This window comes from Bifidobacterium sp. ESL1130, from assembly GCF_058507935.1.
The window spans coordinates 369437-383599 of the sequence record NZ_CP196379.1; the positions used below are offsets into that span (position 1 = coordinate 369437).

Consider the following 14163-nt stretch of genomic DNA (forward strand, 5'->3'; position numbering starts at 1 on the left):
CTACTAAAAGTCAGCACCGGTTGGGCGGATTGTGCGGTGTTGAGTTAGTTTTATGCCGCTCTGCCGTGCGAAGACAAAGCAACAGCAAAGCTTACACAAGTCCAGCAGCTTGTTTAAACCGTCTCGTACTGCTTACAACGCGAGCCAGCAGGGTTATAGGAACTTAAACATCACGTTTAGTTCCTACAACCCCGAACGACACAAGACAACGTGTCAACCCTTACTCCAGGCCGATGCTGCGCAGATCGTGCACGGTGAGCTGGTTGACCGCCAGCACGCCGGACTCGCTGGTGAGCTTGATGGCGCGGGGGCCTTCGCTTGGGTAGGAGTAGGAGCTTAGCGTGTAGTGGCCGTCGTTGACGTATACCTCAACCGAGCCGCGATCCACGAACACGCGCAGCTTCAGCTCGTCAGCATTCAGCTCCTCTTCAGTCAGCTTGGTGGCGCGGTAGCCGCGGTCTCCACGTGCGGCTGCAGCGCGGTCGATCACCACAGTGCCGGCCTGCGCGTCGAACGCCACATAGGTGTATGAGCCGTCGTCGGTGGCGTGCACCTTCAGTCCGGCGCGCTCGGCAGTGGAGTGCTTCAGGTCAATGTTCAGTTCAATCTCCACGGCCTCCTTGTCCTCGTCCACCAAAGCCTCTTCGTTGGTCTCGATGGTGCGCGGTACGTGGTTGAACGTGTTGATGCGCAGGCGCTCAATCTCGGGCACCGGCACGGTGTGCACATCGCCGTCTTCCCCGAGGAACACCTCGCGCGGCAGTGTCATCTGCCCGCACCAGCCGTCGGACTGCATGGGTGCATTGCCGTCGAACGGGCTCATCCAGCCGTACATAATGCGCCGGCCGTTTGCCTCGAACGACTGCGGCGCGTAGTAGTTGGCGCCGGCGTCCCACAGGCGGAACTCCGTCTCGGGCTGGAAGGCCTCGCCCGGCTTCCATGTGCCGATCATGTATCCGGCGTTGTCCTTGTTGCGGTTCATATAGCCGTTGGGACGGGCTCCCTGTGCGGAGAAGCAGATTACCCATTTCTCGGAGCCGTCAGGGGCGGTGAGGGGGAAGAAGTCGGGGCATTCAAGCATGAACACGTCCGGATCGGGGTTCTCGTAGAGCACGTTCGAGAACTTCCAATCAATCATGTCCTCGGAGGTGTAGACCCAGATCTGACCCTTCTTGTCCGAAGTGCTCACGCCGTGAATCATGGTCCATACGCCGTCCTGCTTCCACACCTTGGGATCGCGGAAGTGGGAATCCACCTTGTCGCGTGGGCAGTCGATGACCATGCCCTTCTTGTCCAGCTTGGTGGCATCGTCGTCGGCTGCTTCGGCGAGCAGTTGGACCTGCCATTGGCCGTCAGTGTCGTCGCGGCCGTTGGTCCAACGGTGGCCGGTGTAGTAGAACTTCAGATTGCCCTCGTCGTCCTCGACTGCAGAGCCGGAGAACACGCCGTCCTTCTCCTCTTCGAGGCTGGGTGCCATGGCGATCGGGTCGCGGCGCCAGGTGACCATGTCGGTGCTGGAGACGTGGCCCCAGTGCATCGGGCCCCACTGGGTGCCGTAGGGGTGCAGCTGGTAGTAGACGTGCCAACGTCCCTTGTAATAGCACAGGCCGTTCGGATCGTTGATCCAGCCGCCGTTGGAGGCGATGTGGAACTTGGGGTACCAGCGGTCGTTACGCTCCAGAGCGAGTTCTTCGACGCTCGCCTCTGCTTTGGCGAGTTCCTGGTCGTGGTCGTGGATTTGGTGGAACACAGGGTTGCTCATGATGTTTCCTTCGTGTTGATGACGGTCACGCGTATCGGTGACTGACGGCGGATTGTGCTGTTGTGAACGGCGATGTTGAGACGGCAAACGCCCTGCACCGGCACTGGGGGTGCGGTGCAAAGGCGTTGCTTAGGGTCGCATGGTGCGGTGGCTGGTCTCAGACTTGTGCCGCTTCGGCCTTCTTGCGGTCTTTGATTCGGATGAATGGGTCGCCGCCCACCTGTTGATCGTCCTTCTTGATGATGAAGAAACCGTAGACAAGGGCTGCGAACACAATGCCGGAGATGGCGAAGAACGTCCTCTGCGGGCCGATGACGTCGTGCAGCTTGCCCAGCGGGCCGGACATGATGACCTGTCCCAGCTGAGAGGCAATCTGCAGGCCGACCATGTAAAGTGTGGCCGAAAGCTTCGTGTTGTAGTGCAGGGTGAAGTAGCGGAACGCGGGCAGGCTGAAGAGCGGGGTCTCGATGGCGTGGAAGAGCTTGACCACGGAGATGAGAATCGGCTCGGTGGCCAAGCCGCACAGGCCGATGCGCACGCACATTACCAGAGCGCCCAGCAGCAGGGAGTTGCGCACGCCGATGTGGTCCATGATGACCGGGACGATGCCCATGCACACCGACTCTAGGAATACCTCGATGGCGTTCAGTGCGCCGTATGTGGTGTTGCCGGTCTCGGGTGTGGAGAAGAGCGAGGTGAAGTAGTTCGGGAACATCTGCTGGTCAAAGATGGTGTAGAACGTGTTGGTGAAGAACATGAAGACGATGAGTGCCCACAGTGAACCCATGCCCAGCACGGAAATCATTTCCTTGACGGTGGGGTTGGTTCGCGGCGCGTTTGGATCGGCTTCCTTCTTGAGGGCTTCCTTCTGCTCGGCCGGGCGCCAGAACAGGTAGATGCACAGCATGCCGATGGCGAAGAGTGACCCGAGCCAGAAGTTCAGGTACATGTTGATGTTGAACAGCGGGCCTGCGATGGCCGCCACGATGGCATAGCCGAAGGATCCCCAAGCGCGTGCCTGGCCGTACTCAAAGCCGAAGTTGCGGCTGTACCGTTCGGTGAGTGCCTCGACCAAGGAGCAGCCGGCGATGAAGCCTGCAGAGAGCACCAGGGAACCGAGCAGCGCGCCGATGAAGCGTGTGGTGCCGCCGGCGGCGAGCATGGGGCCGTAGATGAACTGGGCGAAGGGGCCGATGAACGCGGCGATGCAGGAGATGATGACGACCAAGCGGCGCTTGAGGCCGAGGTTGTCTTGGATGACGCCGTATCCGAACATGATGAACAGGGCGACGAATGAGTTGATCGAATAGATCTGCCCCTGTTCAGCGCCGGTCATGCCAAGCCCGTGGACCGGGTCGGTGAGCCACCGGGAGAGGAAGGACCACCAGATGCCCCAGGAGCAGAAGAACATGAAAATTCCGGAAGAACTCTCGAGGTACGAGGGATTCCGGTATGTTTTGGCTGCGTTGATTGCCATTATGTACCCTTTCGTTTCACGGCGCCTCGGCGCGGCGTGTAGGAAATGCGGTTTACGAAGTGCGGCGCTGCTGCATTCGTGACTGCTGGGTTAATCATATGAGGAGAAACGTTTTACGTCAAGCTGGAAACGTTTCACGTGTCGTCAAGCCTGCCGCAACGCTCGAAATATCACGCTTGTGCGGCACAATCACCATGTTTGCGCGTTCTGTGAGTACTTGGCTGTTCCGTTGGTTTGGCGGGATATGAATTACCGTCGAAGACGGCGTGAATCGGCACCGAATCAGTGGCGTGGTACGGAATCGTTCTCGATGAGGGGGCAATGAATGCGTACCGGGTCGGGCGCGTCAATCGGCGGAATGATGTGATGCACACGACGAATGCCGCTGACTTCGCCGTTATCGGTAGCATTGTTGGTGAGGTTGTCGCCGTCGCTATCAGTGACTGAACCATCGTTGCTGTTTGCGCTATCTGCGGTTTTCGTGTTGTCTCTGCTCCCGCTGGCATCGGTGCCTGCACCGGTCGATTCGCGTCCTTCGATCAACGAGATGAGCTTGCATGCTCCCCAGTAGCCCATCTCATAGTGCGGTAGGGCGATGGTGGTGAGTTTGGGAGACAAGGTTTCGGCAAAGACACGATGATTATCCACGCCCACTACGGCGATATCTTTGCCGATGGTCAGACCGTGACGTGCGGCGCACTCGTATACCGACCAGGCGCGAGCGTCGTTGAAACAGAAGAACGCATCCGGTTTCTCTTGCTCATATAACGCGGTCACTGCCTTTAAGGACGGGGTTTTGTTGGGGACTGCGATCTCCAGTGCGGGGTTTACTTCCATGCCGGCTTCATGTAGTGCTTGCTCGTAGCCTTGGCGGCGCAGTGGTTCGGCGAGCAGTGGGTCGGAGCAGCCGATGTAGGCGATGCGCTGGCACCCTGCGTCGATGAGCCGACGGGCGGCGTCGAGACCGATGAGCACCTCGTCCGGTGTGATGCTGGGGACAGTGTGGCTCTTGTCGTTCGCGTTGATGATAACCGAAGGGTTGCCTTCGAGGGCAGATGGCAGCTGTGTGGATCGATCGTACATCTTGGCGTACAGATAGCCATCCACTCCATAGCGTTTCAGTCCGGCGAGCTCGTCGTCTTCGTCTGCTTTGCCGTCAGTGTTTACCAGAAGGAGCATGTAGCCGCGTTCGCTGGCGGCATCCTGTGCACCGAGCACAATTTCGCCGGCGTATGGTGTTGTGGCAATCTCTTCGCTCACAAATCCAATGGTGCGCGTTCTGCTGGTACGCAGCGACCTGGCCAGGGGATTTGGCTTGTATCCCATCTGTTGTGCGGTCTCGCGAATTTTCTCGGCGACTTCGGTTTTGACATGTCCAGCTTCACGATGATTGAGCACCATGGAAACTGCGGTCACTGATGCTCCGGCCGCTCTGGCCACTTCTTTGATGGTAGTCATACTGGTTCAATTATATAAATGTGGTGGTCAATGGTGCTGTATCTGGGTGGGCGGAAAGATGTCGGGTTCTATGGTTGTATATAGAGTCCTGTGTTTGACGGTGCTATCAGTGCCAGGCATCTGCATACAACCCGATGTCGGAATCGAGGTTGCGTTGTATGCGCTGCTCTCTCAGTAGTGATTGATAGTCGGTCAATACGGCTTTGGTGACGTCAAGTTCACGGCTTATCTGCCAAGGGTCGCTATCGTATATGCCTTCGAGCATTTGATATTCATTTGGTGAGATGAGTGCTGTAGCTGTTTTGCGGCGTGTGCGAATTTCGCATGAGGTTCGCCATGCTGGATTGCACGCGTCGTCGGCGTGCTCCCAATGGATGAGCTCGTGCACTAATGTACAGCGTTTCTGCGTGTAATTGAGGCTGCGGTCGATGAGGATGGTGTGCGTTTGCTCATCGTAGCAACCGCAACGATTGTTTGGCAAATGCGGTGTTGTGCATACTGTGAGATCCAGTGTGTCGGCGTAACGGCGCAGTTGCTCATATGTAGTGTGTGGCTTGATATTGAATTCACGCCCCTGCATCGGCATAGTACTCCTTTTCAACATTCTTGTTGGTGTCGTCGTATGCAGCAAGGCTTACATCGGAACGTGTCATTTTGGCGAGTACGTAATCTCGCTTTTCTTCTTCGGTCATGGATGATGGTGTGAATTGGTCTGGTTTCGCGGCAGGGGCTGAAGTCTGGCTGGATTTGTGCTGATCTTGGTGTCCGAATAACTTTTCTCCCAAAAGAGAGTGTGAGCCGGGATTGTGCAAGGTGCTGGGTGTGTTGGTGGATTTCCACTGGGCAATGGTCTCTCGCCACTCCTGCATCTCTTGTATTTCCTCGGGGGATGGCTTCACAAAGTAGGCAAAATCCTCGGCGTCCCATTCGAGATTTTCTGGTTCTTGCAGGGCGCCATTGATGTCGGCTACTTGCATGCGTGCTGCAGGAATGTACGGTTCTGACGATAATCGTGCCATCATGTCGTTGGCTTCGTTGATGACGTCTGTAATTTCGAGACCTAAGGCTGCGCATAATCCCACGAACACATCGAGGCTCATGGAGCGGGTTCCTTTGAGGATCTTTGATAGTTGTGATTGGGATACTTCGACGACTTGTGCGAGCAGGGACTGAGAGATGCTGGTAAAGGCGATGCGGCCCCGCAAAATTTTAGCGACACAAGTTCCGTACGTAGATATCTGTGAATCAACCATGGCATAAAGTATGTCAAAAATGACAAAAATAGTCAAATATTTGACACTTTCATTTCACATGAACTACAGTAGTTCACATGAACTACTCATCGCTCAGTCAAATAGTCGCCCTCAATGTGCGTGCACTGCTCGGCAGCAGACGTGAAAGTGTAAAAACACTTTCCGAAGCCACCGGGATATCGCAAAGCACGCTCAACCGTCGTCTGCTAGGCAAAAGCGCCTTCACGATAGATGAGCTGTATGACATTGCTCAACATTTCAACGTTCCGCTGCAAAAGCTGACAGGTGCTGCAATCGTCATGAAAAGCAAATCTTCGCGTAATTGATGTGTGTGAAATGTAAAGAACATCACGGAAAGCATCTGTGATGTCGCTGAGCAAAAGGTTGATGAACAAAAAGAAAGATAGGTTTCAATGGTCAGAAATGGTATAAACGCAAGCAAGAAATACTCTGCTGCGTCAATAGAGTTTATGATGTTGTCTTCTTTGTGGGATGCGTTCGGAGATTGGCATGACTGACTTCGCAGCTAATCGGATCTACACCGATACCATGCTTGATAGTGGTTCCAGACCGATGATGCACGCTGATATGAGAGCTAAGCAGCGCCTGTCACTCGTGGCGCTACTTGAATTGCACCGAGTTAAAGCAGAGCCGGTTGAGGGGTGGAAAGTATCCACTCAAGCCCAACGCATCCAATATCGCCAGTTTCCTGCAGCGCCGCCCATGGGTGAAAGCACCATACGCACTCGTCTCAACGAACTATGCGGTATGGGTCTGGTTGAACGCATAGATCGCAACGGTTTAACCCAATCGCATAACCGATGTGTGCGTTATCGGCTCACGCCGGCGGGTATTGACGTTGCTAAGGAGATATCTCATGTTTACCGGTATGCATGATGCACGCAGCCATGCCGAGCGTCACGCTGTGGAGCGCCTTTTATCTGCTTGATATGCATGAGAAGTGCGAGCGGCAGTTTGGTATGAAGAATCCGAGTTGAAGAAGAGGACACAATGAGTATACAAGCGACAAATTGGGCACTTCGAGATGCGCCGGTAGGAGGAGATACTACGAGTAGGCTCATACTGGTAATCCTTGGCGATTACGCTAAGTCGGACGGGTCGGAAGCATATCCGAGTGTGCGGAGTATCGCGCATACGGCACGAGTGAGTGAACGGAGTGTACGTCGGCATTTGCGCTCTCTGGCTGAAGCTGGTGTGATACGCAGGGGTAATCAGGAAGTCGTTCATCATATCCGAGAAGACCGCAGGCCTGTAGTGTGGGATCTGGTTATGGGGCACACTGACGAAGCGGCATGTACCTCAGACCGTGATTCTAGCTGCGATATGGCATCCGTGTCAGGTCGCGCAGCTATACGGGGTGACGCTGATGGTCGCCGCGGGGTGACGTCTGCGTCACCCAAACCATTAGATAACCCATCAATACCCTCTTATAATCCTCCGAAAAATAGCAAATTGAAACCACAATCGGAACCTAAACAGACTCGCACTCAGCTGGCTGACGACTGGTCGCCCACCACTGAAGCTAAACAATATGCGTCCGAGCGTGATATTGACTTGCGTCGAGCCGTAGACAGGTTCCGCCTCTGGGCCAAGGCTGACGGTCGGCGCCTGCGAGACTGGGATGCGAGATTCATGCTTTGGTTAACTGGCGAACGACCTATGAGATCAACTCATTCTCCATACGATACGAGTGTGGTCGAACCTAAAGTGCACACGCACTCGTATCGGTGTTCGCATGTGCTAGGTCTCTTGCAACGTGGAGGGGATGATGCACAGCCAGATGAACTGGCTGTCGCTTTGGCGGTGCAGCTCAACCAGGGAATATCTGGCAAGACCGCACTGGCCAAGCTTGGATTCGATGCGCAGTACGGCGGGGAATAATGTGGCTGTGCTTGTTGTGGCATCTTTCCGGAACGTCATGCACTGTGCGCGGCTATGAATTCATACGCTGCACTATATGTCGCTCAATCGATTAAGTAATAGGGAGTTTTTATGAGGCACTGTCTTCATTGTGGGGCAAATATCGAAATTGTGAGTACGGAAGATGTGAGACATGCTGCTTACTGCTGTAATTGCACTACCAAGTTGACTAATAATCTGCGTCTGCTGGCGCGGTATTTACCTGATTTGGAGAGTGTGGCCTCTCGTAAATCAAAGGTGGTGGCTGTATCGAGTGGGCATGCTTCGCGAACCGTTGCGCCTATACCAGTCAATATGCCGGCATTTCAACTTGCTGATGAGATTGACGTTTTTGCGCGACGTCTTGGTAAGGTACTGGCATTGCGTTTTGGGCGTACACAATCTGTGGTAAGTCTGCTGAATGCTGCAGCGAGTCGTGTGGACAGGTTGTCGGATCATCCTCAGTTCAATCGGATTATTGCGCTTGCTGCATCGTACTGGTCGCGTATGCATATGCTGCTTACTCCGCCGGATGAGCGTAGGCTTATCGGGACTTGCTCGCAATGTGGTCGTTGGTTGTGGGTTGCAGACACTGAACTTGAAGCGGGTTGGCTTGTGTGCAAGTGTCATGCTGAACTTAAGATACGTGATGTTCAGCAGCAGCACCTGCTCACCTGTGCCTTGGCTCAAGGAGATCATGCGCAAGGTACGGCAGCGGCTATAGAGCGGCTGCTTGCGACTAACGGCATTGTGGTACGGAGACAGACTATCTCGCAATGGAAAAAGCGCGGTGTCATCAAGCCGGTAGGTGTGCAAGACGGGAAACCGGTTTTTCGCGTATGGGATGTGTGGATGGCGCTCAATAGGTGACATGATGGTGGTGAATCTTGCTTCAAGCATAGGCTGTCGTGACAGCTGGGTTTTATGTCTGTGACGCTGCCGGTACCGTAGTGTAATCGTTATTTGACTCGGTGGGTGTAAACGTGCAAACTATTAGTGTTGGTTATTTCCAGCGATGCGGGGATGAGCCAATGCTGATGCTGTCATACATGTGATGGTGAGCAATACTAACGCATTGCATCCCGAAAGTTTCCTGTTTCTTTTCGCCAAGTGAATGTTGCCAGTCTGTTTCTGGGCTGGTGTTGGCGGTGAGGTTCCTATGGAACATTGGGCTCTCTGCTATTACGCGATTCCGTTGATGTGTATGCACGTCAACGCATGTCAATATGAAAGGTTCATTTATGGCTACCGATTACATTACCAGCGGCAACAATGCCGACTTGGTGAAACTTATTAAAGACTATGCTCTTTTTCTTTATAAGAAGGGTGAGTCTTTTACCATGCCAACGTCGACGGCATGGACGCCGGAGAACGGGAAAAAGCCTGTTGGGTACAATTCTGAAGATGGGATGACACTTCATCCCGAACCGGGCGAGGCGACTGAGATCAAGGCTCACAATGGTGATGTTGTAGTCTCGGAGAGCACTCCCGGTAACTGGACGCTGCAGATTCCTGGCATCGAAAGTTCTAAGGATATCGTCGAGGCGTACTTTGGCACCACTGCTGGTGCTGATGGTGCGCTGCACGTCAAGGACGCTAGCACAAACACGGAATACGGCTTCGTGTTGGCCGCACTTGATCAGAATGGTAACCCGATCGTCATGTGCGGTGAACGGGCGAAGGTCTCTGAGCGTGAGGACATTACATTCAACAATCAAGGGACTGTGACCTACAACATTACACTCAACATGTTGAAGGGGAGGGATGGCGTCATGTTCCATGCATATGGGCTTCTGCCTGGGCAGGTTGCTTCTCAGAATCTTGACGGTGAATCGGGCGGTCTTATGAAGACGGTTAAGTCCAATAAGACGGCCAAGACCGCATCTCTTGCAAAGACGGATGGGGCTGCCAAGTAAGTCGGGTGCACCCATTTTGTTTATTCCCGCCTGCGTTACATGCGCGGCGGGATTTTTGTTATTACACCTTAGGAGGATTTGATGAGCGAATATACACACGTAAATGTTGACATCAGTGACGGCGATACCGTTTATGACGACGTACACCTTGAGGTAGCTGGAGTCAAACTTGATCTGCCGAACCTTAACTCAAGCGATTTGCCTATCGAACTTATTCAAATGATTATGCTGGTCAAAAGCGAAACTGAGCTGAGCGACGAGACCGCAGCACATGTGATGAGCGTGTTTCTGGCGTATTTCCAATCTCGTAAACCTAATTTCTGGTCGGCTTTGCGTAAAACCAACAATGCCATGGTATATCTGACCGCAACAGTCAAAGCATGGGCGGAAGAATCTGGCCTTGACCCAAAAGTATTTATCTCATCTCCCTCTGGCAACAGCATCGAGCGGCACTGACAGCGGACTGGTTGGCGTACTACGGTACAACTTGGCGGCCGCTGACGTGGAGTGTCTGGACCGGCAATGCTGAAGCGCGGAGCAATATCAGTTTTGCGACGGCATGGTCACTTACCCATGAGATTCTCAAAGATCATACTAGTCATTGCTGGGCTGCCATAAGCCAATGGGCTTACGTGCCCAGCGGTGCTGAAATCGCGATGTGGGACAAGTTTGAACTTGAAGGAAAACTCAAAAGAAAGTACTGGAGACCGTGGGTCGCTGGCAAAGACCCATTTGCTGCCGGTGTCGTTGAAACGCGTGAGCAGCAAGCGCAACGTCTTGCGCGTCGCGAGCGCATCCAGCGCACGTTCCATTTTCAATAGTCGCTGCCTGTGAACATTGGGGTGACCTCATCAATCCACGAAAGGGGGATATAGTGACACGGGATACAGATGTTGTATACATAAAAGTCGAACCATCAAGTAAAGGATTCGGCAAAAAACTTAACGATGACATTACCGCAGCTGTTGGCTCAGTAAGTAAAACTGGTTCCATTACCCTAGTCAAAGCAATAGGTGGGGCGTTTGAGTCCATTGGTCGTGTGGGGTCTAACGTCATCGGTGCCATTGCTGCAGCTATGAGTGACCTTATCTCTCAAGGCGGGTTCGGTCGCGCTCTCGATATTGAAAACGCTGCTGCTAAGCTCAGTGGTCTAGAGTTCAGTGCGGCGACTGCGCGCGAAAGTATAGATGGTGCACTAGTGGCGGTCAGAGGCGCAACTGCTGGTCTTGGTGACCTTGCTGTTCTCATGTCATCGTTGCGCATATCCAATGTGCAAGGAAGCCTTGAACTTGCAGGTGCTTTTAATGCCATTGGTGACGTTTCACGCTCTGTCGAAAACAGTGTAACCGAGCTTGGAGGTGTTTTTGGAGCAGTTGCTTCGGCCGGTCAGCTTCAGCTCCAGACGCTTGCAGCGTCTTTGCAGCAAAGTATTGAAGTAACTTCGGCTTCTGTGATTGGTATGTTCAATGGTGCAATAGTGTCTGCACATACGGCATTGAATCAGCTGAACGGTACGTTGAATCAGGTAAACGGTAGCGGCGTGGCTTCGGCGTTCGACTCAATTACAGATGCAGTCGATAAGTTTGATGCGGCAATGGGGACATTCGGTAAAATCAAGAAATTCTACCAAGCAGGCAAAGATGGTATGGACAACCTTGTTGCAATGTTCAATGCTGTTCCAGGTAAACTGCAAAGTGCTTTCGAAGGTTTTGGCGGTGCAATCGCACGATTTGCTGGGCATTTCAGCAAAAGTATCCGTGGCGTGTTTGTTTTGGAAGGAAATCCGTTTGCTGGACTCCTGAATGCGTTTGTCTCGGAAGGAGGCAAACTTCAGTCGACGGTGAGCAATGTGCTCACGAGTGTACGCAGTGCCATAACGTCCGGTTTAGCTAATTTGGCATTTTCCTGGGAAAACAGTCCCCTATACGTTGGCTTTGCTTCAATGGGGCAGAGTGAACTATTTACAGGTCTGGTGAACAAGATCAGCACTGGATTCACGAAAGTCACTGGCAGCATTGGCGGATTGGTTAAACCGTTCGGTGATGCGTTTGGTTTTGTCTTCTCTAAGCTCGATATCGTGGTTTTCGGGCCGTTGCAATCAGTGCTCAACAGTGTTGGTGGAGTAGTGTCACGGTTCTTTGCGCCAGGTAATTTCTTGAAATTCTTCAGTGTCGGTGGGTTGTTTGCTGGGCTTGTTGCCGGATTGGGAATACTTAATCAGAGTATGGGCGGCAGTCTGACCACAATGATTCAACAAATCTCTGCTCAGGCACCGGCGATAATCAATCAGTTTGTTGCTCGTTTCACTAGTGCTTTACCAGGAATCATGCAATCCGGTGTATTGCTTCTGCAAAGTTTGCTTACAGGGATTACCACATCTTTGCCATCTTTGATGAGCGGTGCGGCATTTATCGTATCCGGTTTGGTGAATGGTCTCGCTCAAGCATTGCCGCAAATTATTCCTGCTACGGCCATGATGATTATGACGTTGCTTACCTCCATAGTGGAAGCTCTGCCTATCATCATGACTGCTGGGGTGCAACTGCTCGGTGGCATTATACAAGGGTTTGTTGCTGCAATCCCTAACATTATCGTGCAAATTCCTGTACTCATTGCGGCGCTGCTTGAAGGTTTGCTCACTATGCTGCCTCTCGTTCTCACTGCTGGAGTGCAGATTATTGAAGGTATTGTCAACGGTTTAGTAAGTGCTATACCGATGCTTGTGGAGCAGGTTCCTGTGCTTATTGCCACCATTGTAGGCGTGCTGTCTACACAGTTGCCGCAGATAGTGCAATCTGGCATTACTGTGCTGGTTTCACTTATTGAGGGAATCGTCAATGCGATACCAATACTTGCGGCTCAGATTCCACTCATTATTGTCAATATTGTTACGTCATTAATAGCGAGTCTGCCCCAGATAATATCTGCCGGTATGCAAATTATCGTCGCGTTGACAGGCGGATTGGTACAAGCGATTCCGCATATTCTTGCGGCGCTTCCAGCGATTATTAAAGGCATTATGGATGGTTTCTGCAGCGTCGACTGGGGAAGTGTGGGTAAGCAGATTATAGATGGCATCAAAAATGGTATCACAGCGTTTGCTGGACGTCTATGGGATGCGGCCAAGGGGGCTGCCCAAGGAGCGCTTGATGGGGTTAAACATTTACTTGGTATTCATTCCCCGTCCAGAGTGTTCAGGGACGAAGTCGGTGTAATGATCGGGCGAGGTATGGCTCTTGGCATTGACAATAGCGCCGAGACGGTGAATCGCAGCATGGATGCGTTGACGCGCACCTTATTGGTTGACGGAACGACATCCGTTCTTGCATCGCCGAGCATGACCTATACGGAGGCCCCTAATAAGGCGTCTCAGGTCATTGAACAGAACATAACGATCACGAACCATGGGGTGCCTGACATATATGTGGGCGGCACCATTTTGGGACGTACTGCTGCACACGTGGCTCTACAAACATTAGGAAGGTAACTGTGGTTGACTCAGTATACGCAAGATTGTACGCGTCATCGGGCAAGCCGATCAATTTCTATCACACAGGTCAGTATGAGTTGGACGGGAATGGATCCGCTTTGGTTATTACCGAAGCCGGTATCGAGGGGTGGTGGGACACTCCTGAACCCAAAGTTGATTTGACTGAACGTGCGAGTGGCAACGGCGCTCATGACGTGAACTCTGATGCAATCTACTATAGTGCGCGCACTGTTAGCGTGCACTTTGTTGCTGTCGGTAAACAGCGAAGACAAGTAATGGCTGCTATGAACGCAGTGCTATCCAACAATGGGCAGGTGTGCAAATTACGTGTTACTGATGTGAATTCTGATACGTATGCAATAGGTTATATCTCCTCGTCGTTTAGTTCTAGCTGGGATGAACAAACCGATGAAGGCACGTTGACGATGGTGTGTCCGCGTCCTGAACGGTTGAAGTGGGATGCGTATCAGGTGCAACTCTTCCCGTCGGCAACTGATGCTGGCGGTTTGAGTTTCGGTTCCGACGGGCTGGGCTTGGAGTTTCCCATTGATTTCGGGTCGGATACCGGTGCGCAGGATAGTGGCCTACTGATCAACAACGGCAGCGCTACAGCCTATCCGGTGTTGACCGTGTCGGGCGGGTTTGCGTCCGGTGTGACCATCATGCACGGTGGCAAGGCGCTGGAATATCAGGGCAGTGTCGGTGCCAGCCCATTGACCCTTGACTCGAGGTCGCAGACGGCATCTATGGGTGGGGTGGATGTCAGTCGAAATCTGGTGCGCAGGCAGTTTCCGGTGGTGCCAGCTGGCGGGTCGGTGTCGTTGCAGTTGTTGTCGGCGGGGTCGGGCTGGGTGACGGCCACCTGCCGGGACACATACATCTAAACG

Annotated in this window: 14 protein-coding genes and 1 pseudogene; 9 read left to right on the forward strand and 6 right to left on the reverse strand. The window is 53.1% G+C overall.

Annotated features, from left to right (window positions below; all coding sequences use genetic code 11):
- Positions 1–220: 220 nt before the first annotated feature.
- From ACSYSO_RS01355 to ACSYSO_RS01375, 5 genes are all read right to left on the reverse strand, one after another.
- Positions 221–1762, reverse strand: coding sequence for a glycoside hydrolase family 32 protein (locus tag ACSYSO_RS01355; RefSeq protein WP_489799137.1), 1542 nt, complete (start codon positions 1760–1762; stop codon positions 221–223).
- Positions 1763–1919: 157 nt separating this feature from the next.
- Positions 1920–3239 carry an MFS transporter gene (locus ACSYSO_RS01360; protein ID WP_491701854.1) on the reverse strand — a complete coding sequence of 440 codons (1320 nt, stop codon included), beginning with the start codon at positions 3237–3239 and terminating at the stop codon, positions 1920–1922.
- Positions 3240–3521: 282 nt separating this feature from the next.
- On the reverse strand, positions 3522–4697 hold the full coding sequence (locus tag ACSYSO_RS01365) for a LacI family DNA-binding transcriptional regulator (protein ID WP_491701855.1): 1176 nt from the start codon (positions 4695–4697) through the stop codon (positions 3522–3524).
- A 106-nt stretch (positions 4698–4803) separates the two neighbouring features.
- Positions 4804–5178 (reverse strand): ImmA/IrrE family metallo-endopeptidase, encoded by a 375-nt coding sequence (locus tag ACSYSO_RS01370; protein WP_491701856.1) that lies wholly within the window; start codon positions 5176–5178, stop codon positions 4804–4806.
- A gap of 85 nt (positions 5179–5263) precedes the next feature.
- Positions 5264–5986 (reverse strand): helix-turn-helix domain-containing protein, encoded by a 723-nt coding sequence (locus tag ACSYSO_RS01375; RefSeq protein ID WP_491701857.1) that lies wholly within the window; start codon positions 5984–5986, stop codon positions 5264–5266.
- A gap of 41 nt (positions 5987–6027) precedes the next feature.
- Between ACSYSO_RS01375 and ACSYSO_RS01380 the strand changes: the two genes are divergently transcribed.
- The 3 genes and pseudogenes from ACSYSO_RS01380 to ACSYSO_RS01390 all read left to right on the forward strand — a co-directional run.
- Positions 6028–6276, forward strand: a complete 249-nt coding sequence (locus ACSYSO_RS01380; RefSeq protein ID WP_491701858.1) for a helix-turn-helix domain-containing protein — start codon at positions 6028–6030, stop codon at positions 6274–6276.
- Positions 6277–6460: 184 nt separating this feature from the next.
- Positions 6461–6847 (forward strand): hypothetical protein, encoded by a 387-nt coding sequence (locus ACSYSO_RS01385; RefSeq protein ID WP_491701859.1) that lies wholly within the window; start codon positions 6461–6463, stop codon positions 6845–6847.
- Between the two features lie 114 nt (positions 6848–6961).
- A pseudogene (locus ACSYSO_RS01390) lies at positions 6962–7153 on the forward strand (helix-turn-helix domain-containing protein); the annotation flags it as partial.
- A 558-nt stretch (positions 7154–7711) separates the two neighbouring features.
- Here ACSYSO_RS01390 and ACSYSO_RS01395 read toward each other — a convergent pair.
- A complete protein-coding gene (locus ACSYSO_RS01395; RefSeq protein ID WP_491702086.1) occupies positions 7712–7891 on the reverse strand; it encodes a hypothetical protein in 180 nt (59 codons plus the stop codon).
- A gap of 165 nt (positions 7892–8056) precedes the next feature.
- Here ACSYSO_RS01395 and ACSYSO_RS01400 point away from each other — a divergent pair, with 165 nt between their 5' ends.
- The 6 genes from ACSYSO_RS01400 (at position 8057) to ACSYSO_RS01425 (ending at position 14160) form a co-directional block, all read left to right on the forward strand.
- Positions 8057–8740 carry a hypothetical protein gene (locus ACSYSO_RS01400; RefSeq protein ID WP_491701860.1) on the forward strand — a complete coding sequence of 228 codons (684 nt, stop codon included), beginning with the start codon at positions 8057–8059 and terminating at the stop codon, positions 8738–8740.
- 371 nt (positions 8741–9111) lie between these two features.
- A complete protein-coding gene (locus ACSYSO_RS01405; protein WP_491701861.1) occupies positions 9112–9786 on the forward strand; it encodes a phage tail tube protein in 675 nt (224 codons plus the stop codon).
- 81 nt (positions 9787–9867) lie between these two features.
- The gene (locus ACSYSO_RS01410) at positions 9868–10242 is read left to right on the forward strand and encodes a hypothetical protein (protein WP_491701862.1); all 375 of its coding nucleotides are present in this window, start codon (positions 9868–9870) and stop codon (positions 10240–10242) included.
- A gap of 11 nt (positions 10243–10253) precedes the next feature.
- Positions 10254–10607 carry a hypothetical protein gene (locus ACSYSO_RS01415; RefSeq protein ID WP_491701863.1) on the forward strand — a complete coding sequence of 118 codons (354 nt, stop codon included), beginning with the start codon at positions 10254–10256 and terminating at the stop codon, positions 10605–10607.
- Positions 10608–10660: 53 nt separating this feature from the next.
- Positions 10661–13273 carry a phage tail protein gene (locus ACSYSO_RS01420; RefSeq protein WP_491701864.1) on the forward strand — a complete coding sequence of 871 codons (2613 nt, stop codon included), beginning with the start codon at positions 10661–10663 and terminating at the stop codon, positions 13271–13273.
- A gap of 278 nt (positions 13274–13551) precedes the next feature.
- Complete coding sequence (locus tag ACSYSO_RS01425) at positions 13552–14160, forward strand: hypothetical protein (protein ID WP_491701865.1); 609 nt, start codon at positions 13552–13554, stop codon at positions 14158–14160.
- The last annotated feature ends 3 nt before the right edge of the window (positions 14161–14163 follow it).